Source organism: Nesterenkonia halophila (assembly GCF_009467795.1).
GTDB lineage: Bacteria > Actinomycetota > Actinomycetes > Actinomycetales > Micrococcaceae > Nesterenkonia > Nesterenkonia halobia.
In genome coordinates this window covers 1-26,457 of the sequence record NZ_WIAX01000009.1, presented here as the reverse complement: position 1 = coordinate 26,457, position 26,457 = coordinate 1, and the positions used below count along the sequence as shown (strand labels likewise).

At 70.9% G+C, this 26,457-nt stretch carries 25 protein-coding genes, 2 tRNA genes and 2 pseudogenes; 9 read left to right on the top strand and 20 right to left on the bottom strand.

The window, feature by feature from the left end; translation table 11 throughout:
• The first annotated feature begins 18 nt into the window (after positions 1 to 18).
• Both GCL72_RS04560 and GCL72_RS09935 read left to right on the top strand, forming a co-directional pair.
• Positions 19 to 666, top strand: coding sequence for a helix-turn-helix domain-containing protein (locus GCL72_RS04560; RefSeq protein WP_153143533.1), 648 nt, complete (start codon positions 19 to 21; stop codon positions 664 to 666).
• A gap of 791 nt (positions 667 to 1,457) precedes the next feature.
• On the top strand, positions 1,458 to 1,781 hold the full coding sequence (locus GCL72_RS09935) for a tyrosine-type recombinase/integrase (RefSeq protein WP_153143532.1): 324 nt from the start codon (positions 1,458 to 1,460) through the stop codon (positions 1,779 to 1,781).
• A 71-nt stretch (positions 1,782 to 1,852) separates the two neighbouring features.
• On the opposite strand, the gene GCL72_RS04545 is transcribed toward GCL72_RS09935, so the two are convergent.
• From GCL72_RS04545 to GCL72_RS04530, 4 genes are all read right to left on the bottom strand, one after another.
• A tRNA-Ile gene (locus tag GCL72_RS04545) sits at positions 1,853 to 1,926 on the bottom strand.
• Positions 1,927 to 2,018: 92 nt separating this feature from the next.
• Positions 2,019 to 3,269, bottom strand: coding sequence for a glycosyltransferase (locus GCL72_RS04540; RefSeq protein ID WP_153143659.1), 1,251 nt, complete (start codon positions 3,267 to 3,269; stop codon positions 2,019 to 2,021).
• Positions 3,270 to 3,334: 65 nt separating this feature from the next.
• Entirely contained in the window at positions 3,335 to 3,988 is a 654-nt protein-coding gene (locus GCL72_RS04535; protein WP_153143531.1) for a CDP-alcohol phosphatidyltransferase family protein, read from the bottom strand.
• Positions 3,989 to 4,065: 77 nt separating this feature from the next.
• Positions 4,066 to 4,917, bottom strand: a complete 852-nt coding sequence (locus GCL72_RS04530; RefSeq protein ID WP_170289555.1) for a phage holin family protein — start codon at positions 4,915 to 4,917, stop codon at positions 4,066 to 4,068.
• 155 nt (positions 4,918 to 5,072) lie between these two features.
• Here GCL72_RS04530 and GCL72_RS04525 point away from each other — a divergent pair, with 155 nt between their 5' ends.
• Positions 5,073 to 5,522, top strand: coding sequence for a hypothetical protein (locus tag GCL72_RS04525; protein ID WP_153143529.1), 450 nt, complete (start codon positions 5,073 to 5,075; stop codon positions 5,520 to 5,522).
• Between the two features lie 103 nt (positions 5,523 to 5,625).
• Here the strand turns inward: GCL72_RS04525 and GCL72_RS04520 are convergent, their stop codons facing one another.
• The 4 genes from GCL72_RS04520 to GCL72_RS04505 all read right to left on the bottom strand — a co-directional run bounded on the left by GCL72_RS04520 (position 5,626) and on the right by GCL72_RS04505 (position 8,693).
• Positions 5,626 to 6,501 carry a siderophore-interacting protein gene (locus GCL72_RS04520; RefSeq protein WP_211364969.1) on the bottom strand — a complete coding sequence of 292 codons (876 nt, stop codon included), beginning with the start codon at positions 6,499 to 6,501 and terminating at the stop codon, positions 5,626 to 5,628.
• 128 nt (positions 6,502 to 6,629) lie between these two features.
• Positions 6,630 to 7,505: a formyltetrahydrofolate deformylase gene (purU, locus tag GCL72_RS04515; protein ID WP_153143528.1), complete on the bottom strand. Its 876-nt coding sequence runs from the start codon at positions 7,503 to 7,505 to the stop codon at positions 6,630 to 6,632.
• Between the two features lie 120 nt (positions 7,506 to 7,625).
• On the bottom strand, positions 7,626 to 8,174 hold the full coding sequence (locus GCL72_RS04510) for an LOG family protein (protein WP_153143527.1): 549 nt from the start codon (positions 8,172 to 8,174) through the stop codon (positions 7,626 to 7,628).
• 42 nt (positions 8,175 to 8,216) lie between these two features.
• Positions 8,217 to 8,693, bottom strand: coding sequence for an NUDIX hydrolase (locus tag GCL72_RS04505; RefSeq protein WP_211364968.1), 477 nt, complete (start codon positions 8,691 to 8,693; stop codon positions 8,217 to 8,219).
• A 170-nt stretch (positions 8,694 to 8,863) separates the two neighbouring features.
• Between GCL72_RS04505 and GCL72_RS04500 the strand changes: the two genes are divergently transcribed.
• Positions 8,864 to 8,935 (top strand) — tRNA-Asn (locus tag GCL72_RS04500).
• 106 nt (positions 8,936 to 9,041) lie between these two features.
• Here the strand turns inward: GCL72_RS04500 and GCL72_RS04495 are convergent.
• From GCL72_RS04495 to dapE, 4 genes are all read right to left on the bottom strand, one after another.
• Complete coding sequence (locus tag GCL72_RS04495; RefSeq protein WP_246161013.1) at positions 9,042 to 9,797, bottom strand: SDR family oxidoreductase; 756 nt, start codon at positions 9,795 to 9,797, stop codon at positions 9,042 to 9,044.
• 25 nt (positions 9,798 to 9,822) lie between these two features.
• Positions 9,823 to 11,874, bottom strand: coding sequence for a TRAP transporter permease (locus GCL72_RS04490; RefSeq protein ID WP_153143526.1), 2,052 nt, complete (start codon positions 11,872 to 11,874; stop codon positions 9,823 to 9,825).
• Positions 11,871 to 12,875 (bottom strand): TAXI family TRAP transporter solute-binding subunit, encoded by a 1,005-nt coding sequence (locus GCL72_RS04485; RefSeq protein WP_153143525.1) that lies wholly within the window; start codon positions 12,873 to 12,875, stop codon positions 11,871 to 11,873. The genes GCL72_RS04490 and GCL72_RS04485 overlap by 4 nt, the downstream gene beginning before the upstream one ends.
• Positions 12,876 to 13,045: 170 nt before the next feature.
• Positions 13,046 to 14,269: a succinyl-diaminopimelate desuccinylase gene (gene dapE / locus GCL72_RS04480; RefSeq protein ID WP_246161012.1), complete on the bottom strand. Its 1,224-nt coding sequence runs from the start codon at positions 14,267 to 14,269 to the stop codon at positions 13,046 to 13,048.
• Between the two features lie 30 nt (positions 14,270 to 14,299).
• Between dapE and dapD the strand changes: the two genes are divergently transcribed.
• Together dapD and GCL72_RS04470 are read left to right on the top strand one after the other, a co-directional pair.
• The gene (gene dapD / locus GCL72_RS04475) at positions 14,300 to 15,274 is read left to right on the top strand and encodes a 2,3,4,5-tetrahydropyridine-2,6-dicarboxylate N-succinyltransferase (protein ID WP_153143524.1); all 975 of its coding nucleotides are present in this window, start codon (positions 14,300 to 14,302) and stop codon (positions 15,272 to 15,274) included.
• Between the two features lie 16 nt (positions 15,275 to 15,290).
• The gene (locus GCL72_RS04470) at positions 15,291 to 16,310 is read left to right on the top strand and encodes a hypothetical protein (RefSeq protein ID WP_153143523.1); all 1,020 of its coding nucleotides are present in this window, start codon (positions 15,291 to 15,293) and stop codon (positions 16,308 to 16,310) included.
• 125 nt (positions 16,311 to 16,435) lie between these two features.
• On the opposite strand, the gene GCL72_RS04465 is transcribed toward GCL72_RS04470, so the two are convergent.
• From GCL72_RS04465 to typA, 5 genes are all read right to left on the bottom strand, one after another.
• Entirely contained in the window at positions 16,436 to 17,719 is a 1,284-nt protein-coding gene (locus tag GCL72_RS04465; RefSeq protein WP_153143522.1) for a citrate synthase, read from the bottom strand.
• 186 nt (positions 17,720 to 17,905) lie between these two features.
• The gene (dapC, locus tag GCL72_RS04460) at positions 17,906 to 19,003 is read right to left on the bottom strand and encodes a succinyldiaminopimelate transaminase (protein ID WP_153143521.1); all 1,098 of its coding nucleotides are present in this window, start codon (positions 19,001 to 19,003) and stop codon (positions 17,906 to 17,908) included.
• Positions 19,004 to 19,020: 17 nt separating this feature from the next.
• Positions 19,021 to 19,341 (bottom strand): ferredoxin, encoded by a 321-nt coding sequence (gene fdxA / locus GCL72_RS04455; protein ID WP_010523683.1) that lies wholly within the window; start codon positions 19,339 to 19,341, stop codon positions 19,021 to 19,023.
• Positions 19,342 to 19,527: 186 nt separating this feature from the next.
• The gene (locus tag GCL72_RS04450; RefSeq protein WP_153143520.1) at positions 19,528 to 20,046 is read right to left on the bottom strand and encodes a hypothetical protein; all 519 of its coding nucleotides are present in this window, start codon (positions 20,044 to 20,046) and stop codon (positions 19,528 to 19,530) included.
• On the bottom strand, positions 20,043 to 21,989 hold the full coding sequence (gene typA / locus GCL72_RS04445; protein WP_153143519.1) for a translational GTPase TypA: 1,947 nt from the start codon (positions 21,987 to 21,989) through the stop codon (positions 20,043 to 20,045). Before typA ends, GCL72_RS04450 begins: the two co-directional genes overlap by 4 nt.
• A 411-nt stretch (positions 21,990 to 22,400) precedes the next feature.
• Here typA and GCL72_RS04440 point away from each other — a divergent pair, with 411 nt between their 5' ends.
• Positions 22,401 to 23,057 (top strand): GNAT family N-acetyltransferase, encoded by a 657-nt coding sequence (locus GCL72_RS04440; RefSeq protein WP_153143518.1) that lies wholly within the window; start codon positions 22,401 to 22,403, stop codon positions 23,055 to 23,057.
• Here the strand turns inward: GCL72_RS04440 and GCL72_RS04435 are convergent.
• Positions 22,978 to 24,003, bottom strand: coding sequence for an EamA family transporter (locus GCL72_RS04435; RefSeq protein ID WP_153143517.1), 1,026 nt, complete (start codon positions 24,001 to 24,003; stop codon positions 22,978 to 22,980). The genes GCL72_RS04440 and GCL72_RS04435 overlap by 80 nt on opposite strands.
• A gap of 72 nt (positions 24,004 to 24,075) precedes the next feature.
• On the opposite strand from GCL72_RS04435, the gene GCL72_RS04430 reads away from it, so the two are divergent.
• A complete protein-coding gene (locus GCL72_RS04430; protein ID WP_153143516.1) occupies positions 24,076 to 24,990 on the top strand; it encodes a LysR family transcriptional regulator in 915 nt (304 codons plus the stop codon).
• A 10-nt stretch (positions 24,991 to 25,000) separates the two neighbouring features.
• On the opposite strand, the pseudogene GCL72_RS09860 reads toward GCL72_RS04430, so the two are convergent.
• Both GCL72_RS09860 and GCL72_RS09965 read right to left on the bottom strand, forming a co-directional pair.
• Positions 25,001 to 25,372: pseudogene (locus GCL72_RS09860) on the bottom strand (glutathione ABC transporter ATP-binding protein); the annotation flags it as partial.
• A 276-nt stretch (positions 25,373 to 25,648) separates the two neighbouring features.
• Positions 25,649 to 25,699 (bottom strand): annotated as a pseudogene (locus GCL72_RS09965) (hypothetical protein); the annotation flags it as partial.
• On the opposite strand from GCL72_RS09965, the gene GCL72_RS09855 reads away from it, so the two are divergent.
• Positions 25,682 to 26,032, top strand: a complete 351-nt coding sequence (locus GCL72_RS09855) for a hypothetical protein (protein ID WP_170289554.1) — start codon at positions 25,682 to 25,684, stop codon at positions 26,030 to 26,032. The pseudogene GCL72_RS09965 and the gene GCL72_RS09855 overlap by 18 nt on opposite strands.
• Positions 26,033 to 26,457 lie beyond the last annotated feature (425 nt).

The window sequence follows — 26,457 nt, the reverse complement described above, 5'->3', positions numbered from 1 at the left end:
GTGTCGTATGGTGGAGTCATGAGCGAACTGCCACCAGGAGAGACGCGACTGGACGCGTTCCGGGAGAACATGAAGTCGGAGCGCGAGTCCCAAGAGATCTCGCAAGCGGAACTCGCTAGGCGCATGTCAGCGGTGGGATACAACTTCCACCAGCAGACCGTCCAGAAGATTGAATCTGGAACTCGCCCGGTCCGCCTCGATGAAGCCGCCGATATCTCCCGAGAGCTGGGGCACGATCTGAACGACATGCTCAGCACCCCGGAAACGTTGAAGCAGATCAAGCTCCATCAAGAGATGTATGACGCCGCCTTGGAGGCGGGTACCGCACTGTCCGATGCCGTTGAGGCGCTTGCCCGCTACTACGAGCGGCAGAAAGCATTTGCCCGTGCCGCAGATAGGCGGGGTACAGATTGGCGCGGGCAACAAGAGGAACTCCTGGAGGGGACCCTCCAGACAGTTCAAGAGCAATTCGAACTCCGGCTGGACTTCTCCAAGCACGCCCTGTCTTCCGCTCGGCGTCTCAGCTCACAGGAGCGGGCGAACATCCTCGACTACCACGGAATCACAGTCGTTGACACGGGTCGCCTAGGTCCAAATATGCAGCGGTTCGTGAATGCTCACCCTGAGCTTCGGCGACGGGCAAAGCTGGATGAGTCAGCGTCGTAATCGCCGAGCCGGGGTTGAAGACCTCTGGACTCGAGGCGACGGCACCCCCTCTGCTCGACACGGCCAGGGGTTGCGGTGGCGCGCCCGCTGGGTCGACCCCTCGGGCCAGGAGAAGACCAAGGCGTTTAACCGCAAGGTCGACGCACAACGGCACGTAGACGGGGTGACGACCGCGCTCACCACGAGCACCTACGTCGACCCAGCGGCCGGACGGCAGACAGTCGGGGCCGCACTCCAGCGGTACATGGACGGCCTACAGGTGAAGGCGAAGACGCTGGACTCGTACCGCTCCGTCGCTCGATCTCGTGTCCTCCCTCGATGGGAGAATGTCCCGCTGGACGCCGTGCTCACCAGTGACGTGTCGGCATGGCTGGTCGGCCTGCAGCGCGGCGACGATGCGGTCTCCGGCGCCCGCGCCCGTCACGCGGGCCTCATCCTCCGCAAGACCCTGCAGCAGGCCGTAGAGGACCGCCTGCTCGCTGTGAATCCTGCTGCGACAGTGAAGCTCCCCAGGGCCGGCGGCAGGCGTGAGCACACTCGGTTAAGCATCGCAGAGCTACACCGGGCTGCCGATGCGATGCCGACCGCCGTGGATCGTGCCCTGCTGCTGACCATGGCGACGACGGGGCTGCGATGGGGTGAAGCGACGGCGCTACAGGTAGGAGCGCTGGACTTCGAGCGGCTGAGGATCACTGTCCGGCGGACCTATATCGACATCGGCGGCACCCTGCACGAGAGCACCCCGAAGTCTCACGCGACACGATGGGTGCCGATGCCGGAGGCGCTGGCCGATGAGCTCCGCCCCCCTCGTCGACGGCCACGACGACCGAGAAGATGTCTTCCACTCCCCCGGCGGCGGTCTGCTGCGCTCCGGGAACTGGCTCAACCGGACGTTCCGGCCGGCGCTGCGTCAGGCGAAGCTGGACGACTCGATGCGCGTCCACGACCTGCGCGGCACCTACGCCTCGATTGCGGTCCAGGCCGGCGCGAACATCAAGGCGCTGCAGCGCGCCCTCGGCCACGAGTCGGCCACCGAGACGCTGGACGCCTATGCGTCGCTGTACGAGGACGACCTGACCGGCCTCGGCGGCGCAATCAATTCTGCTGCGTACTGACTGCGTACTGGACTTCTACCTTCCTAGTGAGAAACTTCCTTTACTAGCGCTCTGACTAGGACTTTCAACGGTGGGGCGTGCGGGACTTGAACCCGCGACCAAAGGATTATGAGTCCTCTGCTCTGACCTGCTGAGCTAACGCCCCGCGGCCGCATCGTGCGCCGGGGACGCACAGGCAGGACGGCCGAAGACCATCCTATCGCCGATGCCCGGGCGCCCGGAGTCGGCGACGGCGCCTCAGTTGCCGAGGCGGTTGGGCTCGGCCCAGTCTGCGCCGCGGTAGAGCTGCTCGAAGGCCGCCATGGTCTTCGCCTGGGAGTGTCGCTGGGCCATGGTGCGGCTGTGCCGTCCCATCTCCGCCCGCTCCTCGGGGCTGCGGCGGAAGAGGTCCTCGAGTTTGGCTGTCAGGTCGGCGACGTCTCCCGGGGTGAACAGGTGGCCGTTGCGGCCTTCCTCGATCAGATGCGGCAGCGCGAGCGCATCGGCGAGGATCACCGGCCGGGCCGCCGACATCGCCTCCAGCGAGACCAGCGACTGCAGCTCGGCGGTGCCGGGCTGGCAGAACGCGTCGGCCCGGATATAGGCGCGCCGCAGCTCGTCGTCGTCGACATGGCCGCGCAGGTGCACCCGGTCTCCGAGGCCCAGGTGCTCGATCTGCCCGGCCAGGCGGTCGCGCTGCTCGCCGTCGCCGACGATCTCCAGACCGATGTCCAGCGCCGGATCGGTCTGCGCGACGGCATCGATCAGCACGTCGACGTGCTTCTCCACCGCCAGCCGGCCGACGAAGAGCGCCGTCGGCCGCGGATGCGGCTCGACCGTCTCGCCCTCGCGCAGACTGTAGTGGTCGACGTCGATCCCGTTGGACAGCGGCAGCACCCGCTGGAACCCGGCCCGGCGCTTCATGGTCTCGGCCGCCAGCGGCGTCGGCGTGGTCACCACTGCGGCCTTGCCCATCAGCCGCGACATGTCCCGCCAGGAGTTCTCCGCGACGATCCGCCGGAACCAGCCCGGGAACGGCAGGAACGGATCCAGGTTCTCCGGCATGAAGTGGTTGGTGGCGATGGTGCGTATCCGCCGCCGCTCGGCCGCCTCGATGGCCGCCTTGCCGATCATGTAGTGGCACTGCACGTGCACCACGTCGGGCCGGATCTCGGCGAGGAGTCGGTCCATGGCCGGCTCCACCTGCCAGGGCAGGCACAGCCGGTAGTACTCGTGGGTCGGAGCCTTGTGCGAGCGGAACCGGTGGACGGTCGCCTCCGGAGTCTCCTCCACGACGCCCGGCCCGGCGGTGTTGCGGGCGGCCGCGACGTGGACCTCATGGCCGGCGGCGGCCATGTATCGGGCCAGCCGCTGGCAGAACACCGCCGCACCGTTGACGTCGGGCGGGTAGGTGTCGGCGGCGATGAGGATGCGCAGCGGACGCGCGGCGGCGCCGTCGGCCGCAGAGTGGTCGGCGGGGGTCTCGGAGCTCGGCTCGGTGCTGAGCATCAGCGGGTCCTGTCCTCCTGGGCGACGGACGGCGGGCGACGACGGGCGGGCATGCCGCGGGGTGGTCATGTCTGCTCCCCCGCGACCCACCGGGAGCGGTCCCGGGGATCGATCCCCCGTGCGCGCAGCCGCCTCGCCTGACGGTGCGCACGTCGAAGATAGTCGACTGCGGCCAGGATGTGCATCAGACACCCCGCGGCCAGCACGCTCTCCGCGATCGGCGTCCACCCCGCGCCGGGCAGCACCTCGGCGCGGGCCAGCAGCACCAGCGGAGCGCCGAGCATCAGCACCGCAGTCCGCACCTTGCCCAGTGCGGTCACCGCCAGCTCCGGGGAGCCGGCGAAGAGCGCCGCCGCATTGATCGCCAGCATCGCATCGGGAACGAGGATGCTGAGCACGAACCACAGCGGGGCGATGCCGACGGCGACCAGAGTCACCGCCACGATCGCCACGGAGAGCCGATCGGCCAGCGGGTCCAGCCAGCGGCCGACGGTGGAGTGCTGGTCGAAGCGCCGGGCGATCCAGCCGTCGACCCAATCGGTGCCGCCGAGGACGACCAGCACCACGACGGCGGCCACCAGCTCCTCGGCCAGGATCAGGTGGATGAAGACCGGCAGGAGCGTCAGACGCAGGCCGGTGACGACGTTCGGCACCGTCCAGAACGTCCTGCGCACGGTGTAGTCGAAACCCTCCCGGGTTCCGGCGCCGATCAGTCGCACGGTCTCCTCGTCGGTCGGGCCGACGAGGCTCCGGCTCGCCGGCGGAGATCGCGGCGCGCCGAGTGCCGCACGGCGATCTACTTCTTGGTCAGCTCGCGCAGGAAGACCGCCCCGGCGGCCGTCGAGGCGCCCAGCACCGCCAGCGGCTTCCAGCGGGCCTGCACATAGTCGGCCGCGCCGCCGCGCTCTCCGGACTCGGCGGAGCCCGACGAGTCGGTGCCGCCGCCGGAGCCGTCACCGCCGGAGGACCGACGACGAGCCGAACCGGCAGCGCCGCGCAGCTCGGCCTTGAGCGACTCCTTGTCCAGGCGTGCCCGGAGCTGGTCCTGCAGCGAGCCGAGGTGGTCGCGGCGCAGCGACGTCCGGCGCAGCAGCTCGCGATACGGCGGCTTCTGCGGGGCGCCCTCACCGGTCTGCTCGGCCTCACGCTTCTTCCGCTCGGCGGCCTCCTTCTTGGCCTGCTCCTTGCGGCGGCGACGCTCGGCGTCCTCGCGGTCGAGCGTCTTCGGATCGAACTCGCTGCCCTCGCGCGCCACGCCCAGATCCAGGCGCAGCCCGCGGATGGCGTCCTCGGGCAGCAGCGGCAGCGCCTTCTTCAGCCGCAGATAGCCGACGAGCGCGAAGAGCAGCGCGATCAGCAGGAAGATGCCGGCCACGATCAGCGCGGCGGCCCAGACGTCGAAGATCAGGGCGAAGGCGCCGACGGCGGCGACGATCAGGGCCACGATCAGGAAGGTCACGAAGACCAGACCGGCGACCATCAGCCCGACGGCGACGCCGGCGGTGACGCCCTTGGTCTTCAGCTGGCCGATCGCCAGCTGGATCTCGTCGGTGATCTGCTTCGGCCCCAGACGCAGCACGACCTTGATGAGGTCGAGAAGCGTCGGCCGAGGGGCGGTGCGCGTGTGCCCTGCGCCGTGCTGTGACAAGGCAGCTCCTCCGTCCTGGAAAGTGTGGTCGGACCTGCGAGCCTGGCGGGCAGACTCCCGGATCAAAACTACCATCACCCCGGCTCGGCGGCTGACGCCCAGCACGTGACCGGCGGAGAGCGCCCCCGCCTCTCCCCCCCCTCTAAGATGGATCCATGGTCGACGACTGGGACTTCGACGAGCTCTACGCCAACACCTGGACCGATGAGGATCGGCGCGTCCATGCCGACCAGCCAGTCTCGACGAAGCGGCTCCCGGTCGCCTGGGGGCTCGCGCTGCTGCTCGGCCCGCTCGGCGCCGCCTGGTTCTACCTGGGCCGTCCCGCCGTCGGCATCGCGAAGCTCCTGCTCGCAGCGGCCGGCGTCGTGCTGCTGCTCACCCTCGAGCGCGCCGTCCTCGGCCAGACGCTGTTCGCGCTGGCCGCCGCCTGGGCGATCATCGACCTGATCATGCTGCTCGCCGGTGCACTGCGCGACCGGGACGGGCGCCGACTGGCCGGCTACTCCCGGTGGGCCGGCCCCTGCGCCGCGCTCACCGTGCTGCTGCTGGTCGGGATGCTGGTGATCGGGATGATCCTCGGCGGCATCGGCGCCGTCTCCGGGTGAGCGCCGCGACCCGGGGCGGCCGCCGAGCGCCGTCCAGGACGACGCAGTCCAGGACGACGCAGCCCCGGACGACACCGCCCAGGGGCCCGCGGGCCGGCCCGGCTCAGTCCGGGTCGATCGCCCCGATCGGCTGGCGCTTCTCCGCCTGGAACTGGTCCTCGACGCGGCCGTGGGCCCAGTAGGCCGAGAGCGACATCCCCTTCCGCGGCAGACCGCACTCCTCGACCAGACGCCGACGCAGCCGCTTCATCTCCTCTCGCTCGCCGTGGACGAAGACCTGGACGTCGCCGTCGGGGATCTCGAGCTGTTCGACGTGCTCGGTCAGTCGCGTGGTCTCCGGGGTGAACGCCGCCCCGCGGTGCAGCCAGCGCACCTCCACGCCCTCCGGCGCGGCGAGCGGGACCTCGTCGGCGGCGGCGGGGACCTCCACGACGGCGACGCCGCGGGCCTCGGGGTCCATCGCCTCCAGCGCCGTCGCGATGGCCGGCAGCGCCGACTCGTCGCCGGCCAGCAGATGCCAGTCCGCCTCCCGCCGCGGAGCGTAACCTCCGCCGGGGCCGAAGAAGCTGATCAGGTCCCCCGGCCGGGCCTGCTCGGCCCAGGGCCCGGCCAGCCCCTCGTCGCCGTGCGTGACCATGTCGAGCGCCAGAGTGCCGGCGGCACGGTCGATCGCTCGGATGGTGTAGGTCCGGGTGACCGGCATCTGCTCCGTCGGCAGCCGCTCGCGCAGCGCCTCCATGTCAAAGGGGCGCTCCAGGCCCAGGGCCGGGTCGGCGAAGAGCAGCTTGATGTACTGGTCCGTCGCCTCCTTGAACTCGATGCCGGAGAAGCCGTCGCCGCCGAGCGTGACGCGCAGCAGATGCGGGCTCAGCCGGCGGACCGACTCGACCCGCATCAGGTGCTGCACGCGCGGCTTCCGCGCCGCGGGCGCCGCGGAGGCGGCGGAGGGTGTGGAGGAGAGGGAGGAGGTGGACGACATCGGCGGTTCCTTCCGGGAAGACGGCGCCTGCAGTCTACAGAAGAGGATCGCCTCACCTTCGTCAGGTGAATTGCAGAACCCTTCCATGACGTAATGTCCTGTCCGGCGCCCCGCCCTGGCCCCAGGAGTCAGAAGACGATCGTGGTCTGTCCGTTGCGGATGACCCGGTCCTCGCAGTGCCACTGCACTGCGCGGGAGAGCACCGCCCGCTCGACGTCGGCGCCGTAGCGGGTCAGCTGGGCGACGTCGTCCTCGTGCGAGACGCGGATGACGTCCTGCTCGATGATCGGCCCCTCGTCGAGGTCCTTGGTCACATAGTGCGCCGTGGCCCCGATCAGCTTCACGCCGCGGTCCCGGGCCTTCTGGTACGGCCCGGCGCCGATGAAGGCCGGCAGGAAACTGTGGTGGATGTTGATCACCGGAGCGCCGACCTGCTCGAGGAAGGTCTCGGAGATGATCTGCATGTAGCGGGCCAGCACGATGACGTCGACGTTGCCCTGCAGCAGCTCCAGGTGCTTCGCCTCGGCGGCGGCCTTGTCGCCCTTCTCCACCGGCACGTGGAAGTACGGGATGCCGAAGGGCCGCACGTCGTCGGCGAGGTCCGGATGGTTGGAGATCACCATGGCGATGTCCATCGGGATCTCGCCGCGGCGGTGCCGCCAGAGCAGGTCCAGCAGGCAGTGGTCGGTCTTCGAGGCGAAGATCGCCACCCGCTTGGAGGTCGCGGCGTCGGTCAGGCTCCACTCCATGTCGAAGCGGTCGGCCAGCCGGGTGCGGATCGCCTCCTCGACGCGCGGGCGCTCGGCGGCCAGCCCCGGCAGGTGGAAGACGGTGCGCTGGAAGAACCGCCCGCCGGCGACGCCGGTGCTGTACTGGTCCAGCGTGGTGATGTTGCCGCCCAGATCAGTGATGACCTCCGAGACGGCGGCGACGATCCCCGGCTGGTCGGGGCAGCTGATGATGAGCCGGGCGACGTCGGCCGCGGTCGTGTCTGCAGCGGGCATGCTCACTCCTGATCGGCAGATTCCAGGTGCTCCGGGCGACCACCGGGGTCGTGGAGAGGATAGCAGTCGGGCGGGCGCGACGACCCGGCTCGAGCCGCACGACGCCGGCGACGCCGCCCGTCAGCCGCGGCCGGTCCCCTCCAGCAGGTCCAGCAGCGGCTCGACGTCCTCGCCGGTCCAGAGTCCCTCGCGGCGATCGCGGGAGAGGAAACCGGCCTCGACCATGTGATCGGCCAGCGCCAGCAGCGGTCGCCAGAACCCGGCGACGTCGAGCAGACCCACCGGCTTGGCGTGCAGCCCGAGGTGTTGCCAGGTCCAGATCTCGACGAGCTCCTCCAGCGTGCCGACGCCGCCGGGCAGCGCGAGGAAGCCGTCGCCGAGCTCGGCCATGCGGCGCTTGCGAGCGTGCATGTCCTCGACGACCTCCAGCGTGGTCAGCCGCGGATGCGCATCCTCCCGGTCGACCAGGTGCTGGGGCATCACGCCGTGCACGACTCCCCCGGCGCGGAGCGCGGCGTCGGCGAGCACGCCCATCAGACCCACATGCCCGCCGCCGTAGACGAGCTCGATGCCGCGCCGGGCCAGCGCGGCGCCCAGCTGATCGGCGGCGCGCCGATGGACCGGATCATGGCCGGTGCTGGATCCGGTGAACACGGTGAGACGCGGCATGGACTCCTCCTCCGAGCGGTCGGCGGGGTGGGCGAGCCGTCGTCAGGCGACGGCGGCCTCGGCCTGCAGCGCCGGGGCGATCTGATCGCGGAGCAGCGGGGCCAGGTCCGCCGACGGCTCCTCGGCGGTCAAGTCGACCCAGCGCAGCTCTTCGATCTCGGCCGAGGGCGTGTGGTCGGCGCCGGCGGGCACGGCGTCGTGGACGAAGACCACACCCTCGACGTCGCGATCGGGCTCGTTCGCCGCCGGGGCGCGGAAGGTGCCCAGCCGCCGCAGGTCCTCCTGCCACAGCTGGACGTCGAGCTCCTCGCAGCATTCGCGGGCGGCGGTCTGCACCGGCGTCTCCCCCGGCTCGGGCTTGCCGCCGGGCAGCATGAAGCGGTCGGTGCCGGCCTTGCGCACCGTCAGCACCTCGCCGTCGGAGTTGCGGATGACCACGGCGCTCACACGGATCGGCGCGGCGTCGCCGGCCGCGGGAGCGGTCTGGGTGTCCTCATCGGGGGTCAGCACGCGCTCCATGGTACTGCTCCGCCGCAGGTCTGCCACGCCCTTCCCCTCGATGCCAGTTCATCGCCCGGCCGAGCGCCCGTTCCCGAGGCTCGGAACACCCTGGACGTGTGATGTCCGTCGCAGACGCCGGGCCGGTTTCGCCTCGCTGTCGCGATCCTGCTACACTTTTTCAGTCGCAATCCTCCATAGCTCAACGGCAGAGCACTCGACTGTTAATCGAGGGGTTGCTGGTTCGAATCCAGCTGGGGGAGCTTCTCGCAGGGCCCCGTTCCGATCGGAACGGGGCCCTGTCGCATGTCGGACCGGTGCCGAATCAGGGGCCGGCCCGGTCGAGTCCCGTCTCGTGGACGGACGTCCTCAGGACTGCACCGGCCGGATCGACAGCTCCTCCACCATCGACGCCGCCGGCGTGTCCACGGCGAGCCGCACAGTCTCGGCCACGGACTCCGGGGCGATGTAGACGCTGCCGTCGTAGCGCAGATTGCCCAGCTGGGACTGCAGGTCACGCTGCATGTCGGTGTCCACGCGGCCCGGGTGGATCGAGGTCACGCGCACGACGCCGCGCTCCTCGGCCCGCAGCGCGTCGGTGAGCGCACGCAGGGCGAACTTGCTGCCGGCATACGGACCGTTGCCCGCCGACGACCTGTGCCCGGCCCCGGAGTTGATCGCGACGACCTGTCCCCGAGCCTGGCGCAGAGCCGGCAGCAGCCGCCGGGTCAGCTCGGCGACGGCGAAGACGTTGACCTCGAACAGCCGCCGCCAGTCCTCGGCTGGAGTGGAGCCGACCTCCCCGCCCCAGGCCAGACCCGCGGAGTGGACCAGCAGGTCCAGCTTCTCCAGGCCCAGCGCCTGGACGGCGGCGTCGAGCTGGTCGGCGTCGGAGAGGTCGGCCACGAAGCCGGCGGCGTCGCCCAGGGAGTCGACGACCTCCTGGACCCGCTCGGCGGAGGTGCCGCCGACCAGCACCCGGTGGGTGCGGGACAGGTCCTCGGCCACGGCGCGGCCGATCCCCCGCGTCGCGCCGGTGACCAGGGCGATCGGACGGGTGCCGGTCTCGGTCCCGGACGCGGTGGCGGAGGCGGTGCTGTGCTCGTCAGCGCTGTTCTGTGTCATGGCCCCAGCCTAGCGCCGGCGCGCCTCAGCTCGGCGAGGATGCGGCGTCGGCGTCTCCCCCGCCGCGCCGACGCCGGACGAGCTGCAGCAGCAGGCCCAGCCCCATCGCCGCCAGACCGCCCAGCGAGACGCCCAGATGCGGGTAGATCAGCGCCAGGCCGCCGGCGACGAGCAGCACGCGCTCCAGCCAGCTGGCCCGCACCGCCAGATGCCCGGCGAGCCCGGAGGCGATGCCGACCATCCCGACGATCACCGTCACCAGCGCGATGAGCAGCTCCTGCCAGGAGCCCTGCAGCAGCAGCGCCGGCTGAAGGATGAACACGTACGGGATGAGGAACCCGGCCACTGCGATGCGCAGCGCCGAGACGCCGGCGGCCATCGGGTTCGCATGCGCGATGCCCGCGCCGGCGTAGGCGGCCAGGCAGACCGGCGGGGTGATGTCGGCGAGGATGCCGAAGAAGAAGACGAACAGGTGCGCGGCGATCAGCGGCACGTCGAAGTTGTTGTACAGGATCGGCGCGGCGACCGTCGCGGTGACCACGTAGTTCGCCGTCGTCGGCAGCCCCATGCCGAGCACGATGCAGGCGATCATCACCATCACCAGCACCAGCAGGAAGCTGCCCCCGGCGAGGTCGACCAGCCCGCCGCCCAGCTGTCCGCCCAGCCCGGTGGAGGTCACCGTGCCGGCGACGATGCCGGCAGTCGCGCAGGCGGCGATGACCGGCAGCGCGGTGCGCGCGCCGGCGGAGAGCAGCTCGACCAGCCCGCGCAGGCCCAGCCGGGTCGAGGTCCGCAGGAAGCTCAGCAGGAAGGCGGTGCCGATGCCCAGCAGCGCCGCGCGCATCGGCGACAGCCCGGAGAGCAGCGTGGAGATGATCACCACCAGCGGCAGCAGCAGGTCCACGCGCACCAGCAGCGAGCGCCAGCTGGGCAGCTCGTCGACCGGCAGGCCCTTGATGCGGTGACGCTTGGCCTCGAAGTGGATGGAGAGGAAGGCCCCGAGGAAGTACAGCAGCGCCGGGATGACGGCGATGACGATCAGGTCGTTGTACTCCAGGTCCGGCACGTTCTGCGCCATGATGAACGCCGCCGCGCCCATGATCGGCGGCATCAGCTGCCCACCGGTCGAGGCGGTGGCCTCGGTGGCGGCGGCGACGTGCGGCTTGAATCCGGCCTTCTTCATGATCGGGATGGTGAACGAGCCCGAAGCCACGGTGTTGGCCACCGAGGACCCCGAGACCATGCCCTGCAGACCCGAGGCGCCGATGGCGGCCTTGGCGGGTCCGCCGGTGTACTTGCCGGCCGCGCGGAAGGCCAGGTCGTTGAAGAACTGGCCGATGTTGGTGCGCAGCAGCACCACGGCGAAGAACAGGAAGAGGAAGATGAAGTTCGACGAGACCTGCAGCGGCGTGCCGAAGATGCCCGAGCCGATGGAGAGGAAGGTGTCGGTGGCGAAGCCCTCCAGCGACATCCCGGAGTGCGAGAACAGCGGGCTGCGGTCGCCGAAGATCGCGTAGGTCATCGCCAGCAGCGCGATGATCACGATCGGCACGCCCACACAGCGGCGGGTCGCCTCCAGCACCAGCACGATCCCGAGGATCGCGACGAGATGATCGGTGTCGCTGTAGCCCAGCACCTGCACCGAGTTGCCGGTCAGCCGGGTGTACTCGACGAAGATGTAGAGGTTGCAGAACAGCCCCGCTGCGGCGAGCACCGCGTCGTAGACCGGCACCGAGCCGCCGGCGCCGGTCAGCGCGCGGCGCCACCGCGGCACCGGGCCGGCGGCGCGCAGCAGCCGGCGCGAGGCCGGATACAGAAGGAAGATCAGCGAGGTAGCCCCGGCCAGGTGCAGCGAGCCGTGCATCCAGTTGTTGAACGGCCGCTCCAGCGCCGCGTAGAGGTGGTACAGCGTGAAGACGACCGAGATCGCCCCCACGATCCAGCCCCACCAGCCGATGTCGGTGCGGTAGCGGCTGGAGGTGTCCCTCTCGCGGAGGACTGCAGCGGCCTCGTTCCGGGGGCCGGCCCCCGGCTGCGTAGCAGCCGAGGGCCGGTCGGCGGAGGGGACGTCGCTCACGGCAGTTCGACGCCCTGCTCGTCGTAGTACCGCTCGGCGCCCGGGTGTAGTGGCACGTCGCCGACGCCGACCAGGGCCTCGTCCTGGCTGATCGAGTCGCCGACCTCGAGGGTGATGTCATCGGAGTTCTCGAAGATCGCCTGGGTCATCTCATAGGCGACGTCCTCGCTGATCTGCGAGGTCGAGGCCACCAGCGAGGCGAAGACCGAGACGGTCTGGACGTCCTCGTCGAGGAAGTCGTAGGTGTCGGCGCTGATGTCGTAGGCCTCCGCGCCGGAGTTCTCCGAGATGGTCTCGGCCTGCTCGTCCTCGACCGGCAGCAGCTCGACGTCGGTGGAGGCGGCGAGCTGGGTCAGCCCGGCCACCGGAGTGCCGACGACGAAGATCGTCGCGTCGATCTGCCCGTCGGCGAGCATCTCGGTGGACGTTCCGAAGTCGGTGACCTCCGGGGTGTAGTCGCCCTCCTCCAGTCCGTAGGCCGAGAGGATCGCATCCGAGATGGCGCGGGTGCCCGAGCCGGCGTCGCCGACGGCGACAGTGGCGCCCTCGAGGTCCTCGACCGACTCGATGCCCGCATCCTCTCGGACGATGAGGTGCGCGGCCTCCGGGTACAGGTTGGCGATCCAGCCGACGTTGTCGATCTGCTCGCCCTCCAGCCCCTCGAGCTCGCCGTTGACAGCCAGGTTGGCCGTGTCGTTCTGGGTCATGCCCAGCTGCCATTCCTCCTGGTAGATCTGTCCCAGGTTCTCGGCGGAGGCGCCCGACTCGACGTAGTTGACCGAGATGTCGTCGATGCTCGACGAGAAGATGTCGGTCAGCTCGCCGCCGAGCGGATAGTAGGTGCCCGACGTGCCGCCGGTGCCGAAGGTCAGATCGGTGACGTAGTCGCCGTCGCCGGAGCCGCCGTCGCCTCCGGAGTCGCCGTCGTCGCCGCCGCAGGCCGACAGGGCCAGCATGGCCGCCGTCGCCGTCGCCGCGGCCGCAGTGCTTCGGATCCTCATGGTCTCCTCCTGATGGTGCGATGTGACGCGTCGTCACGGATCGGGGCGGGGTCGCCGCCGGTCCGGTCCGGCCAGACTAGGGCCGCAGGGTCATCCGCAGACAAGCGGCGATGACCTGGTGACCGAACCGTAATCCGTCTCACACCAGGAGGATATCCCGGCCGGCCGGATCAGCCCAGCCAGCGGCTCAGCGCCGCGTGGCAGGCGCGCAGCGCCGCCGCGGAGACGTGCTCGTCGTCGGTGTGGCACAGCAGCGGGTCGCCGGGGCCGAAGTTCACCGCCGGCACGCCCAGCGCGGAGAAGCGCGCGACGTCGGTCCAGCCGTACTTCGGCTTCGGCTCGCCGCCGACGGCCTCGACGAAGGCCCGCGCCACCGGATGGTCCAGCCCCGGCCGGGCGGCGGCCGAGGTGTCGGTGACCTCGGTCTGCTCGTCGGGGACCCCGGCCTCGCGCAGCAGCGCGCGGATCCGTTCGTGGGCCTGCTCCTCGGTGGTGTCCGGAGCGAAGCGGTGGTTGATCTCGATCGTGCAGACGTCGGGGATCACGTTGCCGGCGACACCTCCGGAGATGTCCACGGCGTTCATCCCCTCGCGGTACACCAGCCCGTCGACCTCGACGGCGCGCGGCTGGTACGCCTCCAGCGCGGTCAGCACCGCGGCGGCGCGATGGATGGCGTTGCGCCCCATCCAGGAGCGGCCCGAATGGGCGGCGGTGCCGCGGATCGTCGCCCGGATGCGGCAGGTGCCGTTGCAGCCGCCCTCGACGACGCCGTCGGTGGGCTCCAGCAGCACGGCGAAGTCGCCGGTGAGCAGCTCCGGGACCCGACGCATCACCCGTCCCAGCCCGGACAGGTGCGAGGCGACCTCCTCATGGTCGTAGAAGACCCAGGTCACCTCCCGGTCCAGCGAGGCTCCCGCGGCCAGTCCGCGTACCTGCGCGGCGATCTCGGCGGCGAGCTTCAGCTGCACCGCGACTCCGCCCTTCATGTCGACGGCGCCGCGGCCGTAGAGCGTCTCGCCCTCCCACTGCGGCGGCACCGTGCCGCGGGAGCCGGCGCCGCTCGGCAGCGGCACGGTGTCCAGATGCCCGGCCAGCACCACGCGCTCGGCCGCGCCGGTGTCGGTGCGGGCGATCAGCGTGTCGCCGTCGCGGTGGAGGTCGAGCACCTCCATCCCGGCCAGCGCGGCCTCGACGGCGTCGGCCAGCGGGGTCTCCTCGCCGGAGACCGAGGCGCAGGCGATGATCCGCTCGGTGAGCTCGACGACGTCGACCTCCGGGTCGATCACCGTCGGCGAGCCGCCGGGCCTGGTTCCGCGACCCGCGGCAGCGGCGGCATCGGCGGTTCCGAGGGATTCTGCGGACACGGACGGGCTGGAGTCATGGCGCTCGGACATGCGCCCACTCTAATCCGTAGGATGGTGACCATGACTTCGCTGGACACCTCCGCAGACGCCTCCGCCCGCCTCGCCTCCGGCCACGGCCTGGCCACCGTCACCGCCGACGGCACCGTGCTCGACACCTGGTTCCCGGCCCCGGTGCTGGCGCCGCTGGTCGAGAACGACGACTCCGAGCTGCTCGCCTCGCTGCGCGAGGCCGAGTCCGAGGACCCCGACCGCGGGGTGTCCACCCAGGTCGTCTCGGTCGAGGCCGACCTGGGCGCCGAGGCGGGCTCGACCTCCGACGTCTGGCTGCGCCTGCACCTGCTCTCCCACCGGCTGGTGCAGCCGCGCACCATCAACCTGGAGGGCATCTTCGCCCACCTGACCAACGTGGTCTGGACGAACTTCGGCCCCTGCGCGGTCGAGGGCTTCGAGACCACGCGGCTGAAGCTGCGTCGCCGCGGGCACGTCACCGTCCACAGCATCGACAAGTTCCCCCGGCTGGTCGACTACGTCACCCCGACGGGAGTGCGCATCGGCGACGCGGACCGGGTGCGGCTCGGCGCCCACCTCGCCGAGGGCACCACGGTGATGCACGAGGGCTTCGTGAACTTCAACGCCGGCACCCTGGGCACCTCGATGGTCGAGGGCCGGATCTCGGCCGGGGTCGTCGTCGGCGACGGCACCGACGTCGGCGGCGGCGCCTCGATCATGGGCACCCTCTCCGGCGGCGGCAAGGAGAAGATCACCCTCGGCGAGCGGGTGCTGCTCGGCGCCAACGCCGGCGTGGGGATCTCCATCGGCGACGACTCGGTCGTCGAGGCGGGGCTGTACATCACCGCCGGCACCAAGGTCGCCGTCCTGGCCGACGACCGCACAGTGCGCGAGACGGTCAAGGCCTCCGCGCTCTCCGGCGTGTCCAACCTGCTCTTCCGCCGGGACTCCACGACCGGTCAGGTGCAGGCGGTGCCGCGCATGGGCGAGAAGGTCGAGCTCAACACCGCGCTGCACAAGAACTGAGCCGGGCCGCCGCCGCATGAGCCGCTCCTCGCGTCCCATCGTCGCCACCCGCGACATGGTCCGCCGGCGTCGCCGCCGGCGGACCATCGCGGTGCTGGCGGTGATGGTCGTGCTCGTCGGCGGCACCGGATACGGCGCCTGGCGCTACATCGACGAGCAGGAGTACCTGCTCGACCCCGGCTGCACTGTGCCCCTCGGCGACCAGGAGCACCACCTGGACCCCGAGCAGGCGGCGCACGCCGCACTCATCGCGGCGATGTCGGCCGACCGCGGACTGCCCGTCGAGGCCGCCGTCGACGCGCTGGCGATCTCGCTGAAGGAGTCCGAGCTGCGCGTCTCGCCGGGCGGCGAGGATCGTCCGGCGCGGGCCCTCTTCCGCGACGAGGGCCCCGACTGGACCGATCGGGAGCAGGAAGTGCAGGTCCTCGCCCCGGTGTCCGGGTTCTACGACTCCCTCGTCGAGGCCCGTGATCGCGAGAAGCGCTCCTGGACGCCGCAGCTGGACGTCCAGGAGGCCGCCGCAGTCCTGGACCGCCCGCTGGACCCCAGCGTCTACGACGAGCAGGTCGATCCCGCCCGCGCCTTCGCGCCGCCGTTGGCCGGCCGCCAGCCGCTGGGCGTCACCTGCGAGTTCAGCCGGCAGGACGTCCCGGCCGCCGATCCTGAGGGCATGGACGCGCAGATGTCCGCAGTCCTCGGTCGCGTCCTCGACCTCCCGCACGGCGACGGCCGTGACGACTCGGAGGAGCAGGTCATCCGCCATGAGGAGGGCGCCGACGGCGCGACGCGGCTGGTCGTGGAGATCCCTGCGGCCGAGGAGCGGCCGGCGGTCGACCCCGCCTGGCTGGTCGGCCAGTGGGCGGTGGCCACCGCCGACGTCCACGGCGTGTGGTCGGTGCAGGCCGCCGGCTACGAGTGGCGGCGCGAGACCGGCCGGTGGGAGCGTCTCGACGACGCCGGGCAGGACACCGAGGACGACACCGACGAGGACGCCGCGCCGCGCACAGTGCGGATCGGGTTCGCTCCGCCGGACTGAGCCCACCGGCCCCGCTGGTCCCCGACTCTCCCCCGCTGCTCGCCGCCCCGCCTCCGGCCGGCACGACGACGCCCCTGCCGGACGGATCCGACAGGGGCGTCGCGGGGGATCGAGCTCAGCGGCCCTCAGACCCCCCGGTAGTTCCGCTCGGTCGCGCCGGTGTAGATCTGGCGCGGACGCCCGATCTTCGTCGACGGGTCCTGGATCATCTCCCGCCACTGGGCGATCCAGCCGGGCAGCCGGCCCAGGGCGAAGAGCACGGTGAACATCTTCTCCGGGAAGCCCATGGCCTTGTAGATCAGCCCAGTGTAGAAGTCCACGTTCGGGTAGAGCTTCCGCTCGATGAAGTAGTCGTCCTCCAGCGCCTTCTGCTCCAGCCGCTGGGCGATCTCGAAGAGCTCGTCGTCGCCGCCGAGCTTGGCCAGCACGTCGTCGGCGATGCCCTTCACCACGCGGGCGCGCGGGTCGTAGTTCTTGTATACCCGGTGGCCGAAGCCCATCAGGCGGACGCCGTCCTCCTTGTTCTTGACCTTCTCCATGAAGGCCTCCGGGGTGACGTCTCCGCCCTGGATCTGCCGCAGCATCTTCAGCACCGCCTCGTTGGCGCCGCCGTGCGCGGGACCGTAGAGCGCGTTGACGCCGGCGGAGATGGAGGCGAACATGTTCGCCTGGGCCGAGCCGACCAGCCGCACCGTCGACGTCGAGCAGTTCTGCTCGTGGTCGGCGTGCAGGATCAGCAGCGTGTCCAGGGCCTTCACCAGGTCCGGGTCCAGCTCGTAGGGCTCGGCCGGCACGCCGAAGCAGCCGCGGAGGAAGTTCTCCACCAGCGTGAGGTTGTTGTCCGGGTAGAGCATCGGCTGGCCGATGGACTTCTTGTAGGCGTAGGAGGCGATGGTCGGGACCTTCGCCAGCAGCCGGTAGGTGGAGCGCTCGACGTGCTCGGCGTCGTAGGGGTCGAGCGAGTCCGGGTAATAGGTCGACAGCGCCGAGACAGCGGAGGAGAGCACCGGCATCGGGTGGGCGTCCCGCGGGAAGCCGCCGAAGAAGTCCTTCAGCTCCTCGTGCAGCAGCGTGTGCCGACGGGTGACGTTGTCGAAGGCGCTCAGCTGGTCGGCGGTGGGGAGCTCGCCGTGGATGAGCAGGTAGGAGACCTCGAGGAAGTTCGAGTGCTCGGCCAGCTGCTCGATCGGATAGCCGCGGTACCGCAGGATCCCCGCGTCACCGTCGATATAGGTGATCGCGGAGGTGGTGTTCGCGGTGTTCATGAAACCGGGGTCATAGGTGACGTTGCCGGTCGTGCCGCGCAGCGGGGCGATCTCATAGCCGTCGTTCCCCTCCACGGCGGCTTTCACCGGAAGCTCGAGGTTCTGATCGTCGTGGATCAGACGAGCTGGTGACTGCTCTGTCATGCGGTCTCCTTGTCGGGCACACTCATCTGGCGACACAGCTAACCTACCTGGTCGTCACCTCGTGGGCCAGTTCGTGCACAGCATCGATGGTCGGTGATGGTCTGCCGCACCGGACGCTCTGGCCCGGCCCGGCACAGCGGGGATCGAGGCGCCGCGCGCCCGCCCCGCGGGGCTGCCGCGGGCCGGTCAGCCCAAGCGGTCGACGGCGGCGTCGACGCGCTCGTCGGCGGCGGTGAGCGCCACCCGGACGTGCCCGGCTCCATGATCGCCGTAGAAGACTCCGGGGCCGACGACGATCCCCTCGTCGGCCAGCGAGGAGACGATCTCCCAGGTGTCCGAGGAACCGTCGGCGCACCACAGGTAGAGCCCGGCCTGCGAGCCGGTCACCTGCAGCCCCCGCGACTCCACCGCACCGAGCAGCTTCTCCCGACGTCGACGATAGATCTCCCGCTGGGCGGCGACATGGTCGTCGTCGGTCAGTGCGACGCGCAGCGCCTCCTGCACCGGGGCCGGCATGATCATCCCGGCATGCTTGCGGGTGTTGATCAGTCCGGCGATCAGCTCCCCGCAGCCGGCGACGAACGCCGCCCGGTAACCGGCGAGGTTCGACTGCTTCGACGCCGAGTAGACCGCCAGCAGTCCGCGATGGTCTCCCCCGCAGACCCGCGGGTCCAGGATCGAGGGGACCTCGTCGACGGTCCAGGGCAGCTCCGCGTAGCACTCGTCGGAGGCGACGACGGCGCCGAGGCGCCGGGCCAGCTCGACGATCGCGCGCAGCTGCTCGGCGGTCTTCACCTCCCCGGTGGGGTTCGACGGCGAGTTGACCCAGATCAGCTTCACCCGTGCCAGCGTCTCCTCGTCCAACGTCGTCGGATCCTCGGCGGCGACCACCTCGGCCCCGGCGATCTGCGCGCCGATGTCATAGGTCGGATACGCCACCTGCGGACGCAGCACGACGTCGCCGGCGCCGAGGCCCAGCAGCGTCGGCAGCCAGGCGACCAGCTCCTTGGAGCCGATCGTCGGCATCACCGCCTCCGGGTCGAGGTCGGCGACGCCGCGCCGTCGGCCGAACCAGCCCGCGACCGCCTCGCGGAGCTCGCGGCGGCCGTGCGTGGTCGGATAGCCGGGAGCGTCGGCGGCGGCCGCCAGCGCCTCGCGGACCACCGGCGGCGTGGGGTCCACCGGCGTGCCGATGGACAGGTCCACGACGCCGTCGGGATGCCGTCGGGCCTGCTCGCGATACGGGACCATGGCGTCCCACGGGTATTCGGGGAGGGTCAGCATGCGCGCGCCGGCCGTCCTCAGTGTTCCTGCGGCGGCAGCGCGGTGATGACCTCGTGGTCCTTCTCGATCATCCCGACCTTCGCGGCGCCGCCCGGCGAGCCGACGTCGTCGAAGAACTCGACGTTGGCGCGGTAGTACTCCTGCCACTCGTCCGGGACGTCGTCCTCGTAGTAGATGGCCTCCACCGGGCACACCGGCTCGCAGGCGCCGCAGTCGACGCACTCGTCGGGATGGATGTAGAGCGAGCGCTCGCCCTCATAGATGCAGTCCACCGGGCATTCCTCGATGCAGGCCTTGTCCTTCAGGTCCACACAGGGAAGGGCGATGATGTAAGTCATGGACTCCTCTGTCTCTCCTCAGCCGCCGACGGCGACACGGGATCGGCCGGTCGTGGGCGAGGCGACCAGCTGTGCTTCTCGGGGTGCTCTCCGACCGGCCCGGCGTCGAGCGCGACGGGGGCGACGTCCTCGGACGGCCGGTGCCCCCAGTCTACCGAGCACCGGCCTCGATGTCCTGACCGGGGGTCATGGTCGCGTCACAGACTCGCCGGACCCGGCGCCGACGCCGGCGCGGGCATCGGAGCCGGCCTCCGGCCATTCGGCGGGCAGCGGCTCGCGGGCGATCAGCCAGCGCACCGCCAGCATGCTGACCAAGGTGATCCCCGCCGAGCCGAACCACCAGACCAGCGAGGCGATCGTCGGGCCCGGCAGGGCCTCCATCGCCTCGGCGCTGTAGGGCACGGCCAACTGATCGGCCCCGGGCCAGACCATGGTGACTGTGACCAGCGAGAAGGTCACCGCCCCCATCGTCGTCGACTCCACGACGGAGTCCGCGCGCAGGCCGATCCACAGCTGGGCCAGCAGGCAGATCAGCAGGGCCAGGGCCGCACCCCAGGGGATCACCAGGCCGCCCTGCGTCTCGCCGATGACCCAGATCCCGGCGTGCAGGGCGGTGCCCAGCACGCCGAGCACCGCGCCGATGCCGACGGTCAGACCCATCAGCACCGGGCGGAAGCCGCGGCGCGGACGCGCCGTCGTCGTCACTGGGACGTGCTCTTCTTCTTCCGGGACTGCTTGCTGCGCTCGGAGGAGTCAAGGACCACCTTGCGGATGCGCACCGCCTCCGGGGTGACCTCCACGCACTCGTCCTCGTTGGCGAACTCCAGCGACTCCTCCAGCGTGAGCTTCGCCGGCGGAGTCAGCCCCTCGAAGCTGTCCGAGCCCGCGGAGCGCATGTTGGTGAGCTTCTTCTCCTTGGTGACGTTGATCTCCATGTCCTCGTTGCGCGAGTTCTCGCCGACGACCATGCCCTCGTAGACCTCGTCCGTCGGGTCGATGAAGAAGGTGCCGCGCTCCTGGATGTTGATCATCGCGAACGGAGTGGCCGTGCCGGCGCGGTCGGACACCAGCGAGCCGGAGATGCGGTACTCGATGTCGCCCTTCCACGGCTCGAAGCCGTCGGCGTAGGAGGAGGCGATGCCCGCGCCTCGGGTCTCGGTGAGGAACTTGGTGCGGAAGGCGATCAGGCCGCGGGCGGGCACGCGGAACTCCATGCGGATCCAGCCGGTGCCGGTGTTGCTCATCGTCTCCATGATGCCCTTGCGCCCGGCCAGCAGCTGGGTGATCGCACCCATGTACTCCTCGGGGGCGTCGATGATCATGTGCTCCATCGGCTCCTGCATCACCCCGTCGATCTCCCGGGTGAGGACCTTGGGCTTGCCGATGGTCAGCTCGAAGCCCTCGCGGCGCATCTGCTCGATGAGCACCGCCAGCGCGAGCTCGCCGCGTCCCTGGACCTCCCAGGTGTCGGGACGGTCGGTGTCCAGGACCTTCAAAGAGACGTTGCCGATGAGCTCCTTCTCCAGGCGGTCCTTGACCTGCCGGGCGGTGACCTTCGCGCCCTTGACCCGGCCGGCCATCGGCGAGGTGTTGATGCCGACGGTCATCGAGATCGCCGGGTCGTCGACGACGATGTCCGGCAGCGCCTGCGGGTTCTCCGGATCGGTGAGCGTCTCGCCGATCATGATGTCCGGGATGCCGGCGACGGCGACGATGTCGCCCGGTCCGGCCTCCTCGGCGGGGACGCGCTCGAGTCCCTCGGTGATGAGCAGCTCGGTGATCTTGACGGTCTTGTGGGAGCCGTCCTTGCGGACCCAGGAGACCAGCTGGTTCTTGCGCAGCGTGCCGTTGAAGACGCGCAGCAGCGCCAGCCGCCCCAGGAAGGGCGAGGCGTCGAGGTTGGTGACGTGGGCCTGCAGGATCTGCTCGGCGTCGTAGCGCGGGGCCGGGACGTGGCGCAGGATCGCCGAGAACAGCGGCTCGAGGTCCTCGCTCTGCGGCAGGCCGCCGTCCTCGGGCTGCTCGAGCGAGGCGCGGCCGGCCTTGCCGGAGGCGTAGACGACCGGCACGTCCAGCACCGTGTCCAGGTCGATGCTCGAGTCCTCCTCGGCGATGTCCGAGGCCAGGCCCAGCAGCAGGTCCTGAGAGTCGGAGACGACGCCGGAGATGCGCGCGTCGGGCCGGTCGGTCTTGTTCACCACCAGCAGCACCGGCAGCTGGGCGGCGAGCGCCTTGCGCAGCACGAATCGAGTCTGCGGCAGCGGGCCCTCCGAAGCGTCGACGAGGAGGACCACGCCGTCGACCATGGACAGGCCGCGCTCGACCTCGCCGCCGAAGTCGGCGTGGCCGGGGGTGTCGATGACGTTGATGGTGACCTTGTCGACCCCGGCGTCCTCCTGGGCATGCGGCCCGGAGTAGAACACGGTGGTGTTCTTGGCCAGAATCGTGATGCCGCGCTCCTTCTCCAGCTCGCCGGAGTCCATGACGCGGTCCTCGACGTCGCCGTGGCCTCCGACCGCCTTCGTCTGGGAGAGCATGGCGTCGACGAGGGTGGTCTTGCCGTGGTCGACGTGGGCGACGATCGCGACGTTGCGCAGATCCCGGCGCTCGTCAGAGCCGAGGTGGGCGCGGGCGGCGGTGATGGTCATGGTGGAGTGCGTACCTTCCAGAAAGGGGTGTTCGGCCAGCACGACGGACCGGGACGACGACGTCGCCCCGCGGCGGTGCGGGCATCAGCATGTCCCAGTCTACTGGTCCGCCGGGCCAGCGCCGTACCGGGCGGCGTGCAGAGGCTGCGGGCGGGTGATCGGAGCGTCCGGCCGGTGGACCAGTTCTCCCCGTCCAACTGGACGGGGGCGCCGATCCGCCCCGTCCTGTTTCATAGGCACGGTCCAGTTGGAGGAGGTCCCGAAAACTCGACGAGGCGGAGCGGTGCACGAGGTCTCGGACCGGGCGGACCGGTGGCGAACGCGTCGACGACGGGCACGTCGGTCAGCAGCGGGACGTCGACCGGGCCCCGGCGCCGGAGTGCCCGGCGCCCCGCCGGATACAGTGGCCCCATGCCCGCGGATCCCGCCTCCGACCCCACATCCCGCCGCAGGACGCCCGACCCGTTCGACGGAGCCGGCCTGCGGCCGCTGCGCCTCCCCGATGCCGAAGCGGTCCGGCAGGCCTTCGCCGCCGATCCGCAGATGGCCCGGCAGGGCGACGTCGACGGCCTCGAGTCCGCGCGGGCGTACGTGCTGCACGTGACCGACGCCTCCCGCGGCCGGCATGCCGCGGCGATCGACGTCGACGGCGAGGCGGTCGGCGTCGTCGGACTGCGCATCACTGCCGAGGACCGGCGCGGCTGGCTGTTCTACTGGGTCCGCCCGGAGCACCGCGGCCGCGGACTAGCCTCCGCCGCCGCGGCGACGACGGCGCACCACGCGCTCTCGACTCCGGTCGACGAGACGCTCCCGCCGCCGGCGACGCCGGCGCTCGACGGCGACCGGCCGGTGACCGGCCTGGAGCGGCTGGAGCTGGGCCATCGGGCGGACAACCCGGCCTCCGGCGTCGTCGCCCGCGCGGCCGGATTCGTCCGGGAGGGGCTGGAGCGCGGCAAGTTCCTGGTCGACGGCGAGCGCGTCGACGTCGTCACCTACGGGCGGCTGAGGGACGATCCGGCTCCGTCGACCCGGCTGCTGCCGTGGGGCCAGGCACCGGTTCCGGACTGACCGCGCCTCCCGTCGTCGCCGCATCGGCCGGACTCACAGCGGTCGGATGCGCGCGGGCCGGCCGTCGCCGGCCCGGCATCGGCAGACTCCGGCGGCTGCCCAGGAGCACGCCGCCGACCACCAACGCCCCGCCCAGCAGCTCCGGCACGGTGACCCGCTCCCCCAGCACGATCCAGGCCGCGCTCATCCCGACCACCGGGACCAGCATCGAGAACGGCGAGACCACTCCGGCCGGATGTCGGGCCATCAGCCTGTTCCAGATCCCGGAGGCGACGACTGTGCCCAGCACCATGGTGTAGAGCAGCCCGAGCAGCGCCGGCACGGCCTCGGGCGTCGCCGCCGCGGCCAGCGAGTCGAGGATCGTCTCCGGTCCTTCGACGAACAGCGAGAGCAGCAGCATCGGCAGCGGCGGCACGATCGACATCCACATCGCGAAGCGCATCGGTTCAGCGGCGGCCGCCTTCCGGTTGCAGAGGTTGCCCACCGACCAGCTCAGCGCACCGGCGACGACGAGCAGGAAGGGCAGCGCACCGCTGAGCTCGGCGCGCTGGATCCCGACGACGATCAGCCCGACGACGGCGACGACGATGCCGACGATCTGCACGCCGCGGACGCGCTCGCGCAGCAGCACCGCCCCGAGCACCAGCGTCGCCGGGGCCGAGGCCTGCAGCACCAGTGAGGCGATTCCGGCCGGCAGCCCGGCGGCCATGCCGGCGTAGAGGAAGAGGAACTGGAAGGTGCCGAAGCCGAGGCCGTAGCCGATGAGCCAGCGCCAGGGCACGTCCGGGCGCGGGACGAGCAGCAGAGTCGGGATCGCCAGCAGGGTGAAACGCAGCGCGACCAGGAAGAACGGCGGGAAATGACCCAGCGAGGTGTCGATGGCCAGGAAGTTCAGGCCCCAGAGGACCGCGACCAGCAGGGCGAGGAGGCGGTGGCGGATCGGCATGGCTCCAGTCTGCTCACCCCGACCGATGAAGCACTATCGAATTCTCCTGCATCGTCGCTGTAGCCTGCCTTCATGGACGTGCGCCATCTGGACCTGCTCCGCGAGCTGGCCGACCGCGGCAGCATCACCGCCGTCGCCGAGGCCACGCATCGCACCGCCTCGGCGGTCTCCCAGCAGCTCAAGGCCGCCCAACGGGAGGCCGGGATGGCGCTGGTCGAGCACCAGGGCCGCGGACTGCGGCTGACCGACGCCGGCCGGGTGCTGGCCGAGGCCGGCGCGGAGGTCGGCACGGCGATCGCCGCCGCCGAGGCGCGCTGGGACGCCTTCCGCGCGCATCCGACCGGGACGGTGGGGCTGGCGATGCTGCCCAGCGCGGCGGCGGTCCTGCTGCCCCGGACGTTGCACGCGGCACAGGCCGAGGGCATCGAGGTGGTCTGCCACGACGCCGACATCGCCGAGGCCCAGTTCGCCGAGCTGACCCTCGACCACGACGTCGTCGTCGCCCACAGCCTCAGCGGCCCGCGCCCGGCGGGCACCGAGGGGCTGACCGTGGTGCCGCTGGCGCGGGAGCCGATCGACGTCGCCGTCGCCGCGGATCATCCGCTGGCCGCCGCCGAGACGGTCACCGCCGCGCAGGCCGCGGCATATCCCTGGTACGGGGTGCCGCGCGACTACCCCTTCGACACCGTCCTGCAGGAGATCGCCCGCGCCGCCGGTGCCGAGCTGCAGATCCTGCAGCGGCTGCGGGACAACCGCCTGATGGAGGCGCTGGTCGCCGACGGCTCGGGGCTGGCGCTGCTGCCGCGGTTCACCTCGCCGATGACTGCGACGACGATGCTGCGACCGCTGGCCGACGTCGACGCCCGGCGGCACATCAGCGCGATCATGCGCCCCGACCGGGCCGAACGCCTCGCCGTGCGCCGGGTGCTCGCCGCGCTGCACGACGCCGGCGCCGAGGCCGAGCGGATCCACGGCGACGGGGCGTGAGGCGGGGCGATCAGGGCCCGGACTCGCCGTGCGCTGCCGGCATGCGCCGGCGCTCCTGACGACGCCGGGTCTGCTCCGCCGGGTCGGGCACCGGGGCCGCGGCCAGCAGTCGACGCGTGTAGTCCTGGCGCGCATGACGGAGCACGTGACCGGTGCTCCCCTGCTCCACCGTCCGTCGCTTCGGCATGACCAGGACCTGATGGGCCAGCGAATCGACCACGGCCAGGTCGTGGGAGACGAAGAGGCATGCGAAGGAGTATTGCTCCTGCAGCCCGCGGAACATCTCCAGCACTGAGGCCTGCACCGAGACGTCCAGCGCCGACGTCGGCTCGTCCGGGTATCGGTCGATAACGCTGGCCGGCAGAGGGACCACGTCGAGCAGCCCAGGATCGTATTGGTCGATGTGGACTTTCCCGATCCGGGCTCCCCGACCAGGCCGAAGATCTCCCCGCAGTCGACGCTGAAGCCCACCCCTTCGACTACCCGGGGGCTTCCGGTGGAAGCTGTGCTCCAGCCCCGGGCTTCGAGGGTAGGGGCGGACTCGTCGCGGACTCCGGCTCTCGCGGCGACCGCCCTCCGTCCCGCCCGGTGTCGGCGCACGCCGAGGCGTCGACGCCTCGTCCGGCGCCTGCTCCGCAGCCACACCCTCGCTGAGTCTCGGCATCGCGGAGAGCTGGAGTCGCGTGCAGGGGTGCTGCGGCTCGCGCAGGATCTGCGAGACGTCACCCGACTCGACCACCGCACCGTCGAGCATGGCCACCACCCGATCAGCTATGTCGGCGACGACGCCCATGTTGTGGGTGATCAGCAGGATGCCGGCGTCCGGCTCATGCTTCAGCCCGCGCAGCAGGTCCAGGATCCCGGACCGCACGCGATGGCCGTCGCGATGACGATGCGCTTGCGCTGTCCGCCGGAGCACTGGTGCGGGTGCTGCCTGATCCGCCGGCGGCGGGTCGTCGATCCCGCCCTGGTCGATGAGCTCGATCGCACGCTCCAACGCATCGCGCATAGGCGATGCCGTGGACCTGCACGACCTCCATGAGCTGGTCGCTGACCTTGAGCATCGGGTTCAGCGCAGTCATCGGCTCCTGGAAGACCATCGAGACCTCCTGCCCGCGTAGCCGCCGCAACTCTGCGGCCGGCAGACCGATGACCTCGCGGCCGGCGACAGCCGCCCGACCGCTCACTCGCGCGCTCTCCGGCAGCAGCGCCGTCACCGACTGCTTTGCGAGATCCCTCTCGGAGCTCCCCGTGATGACGGCGATCCGGCCGACCAGGCCACGCCCGACGGGTCCACAGGGGTTGATCAGAGTCACGACCTGTCGTTCTGCACGACACGTGCCCGACACGCGTCGAGGACCCCGGAGTCACCTCCGAGGCCCTCGCGGCGTCGCCATTCATGACATGATGTTATGCCGATCCGCCGCTCGGCCGTGCCTCGTCCGGCGCTCCCCCGACCTCCCAGTC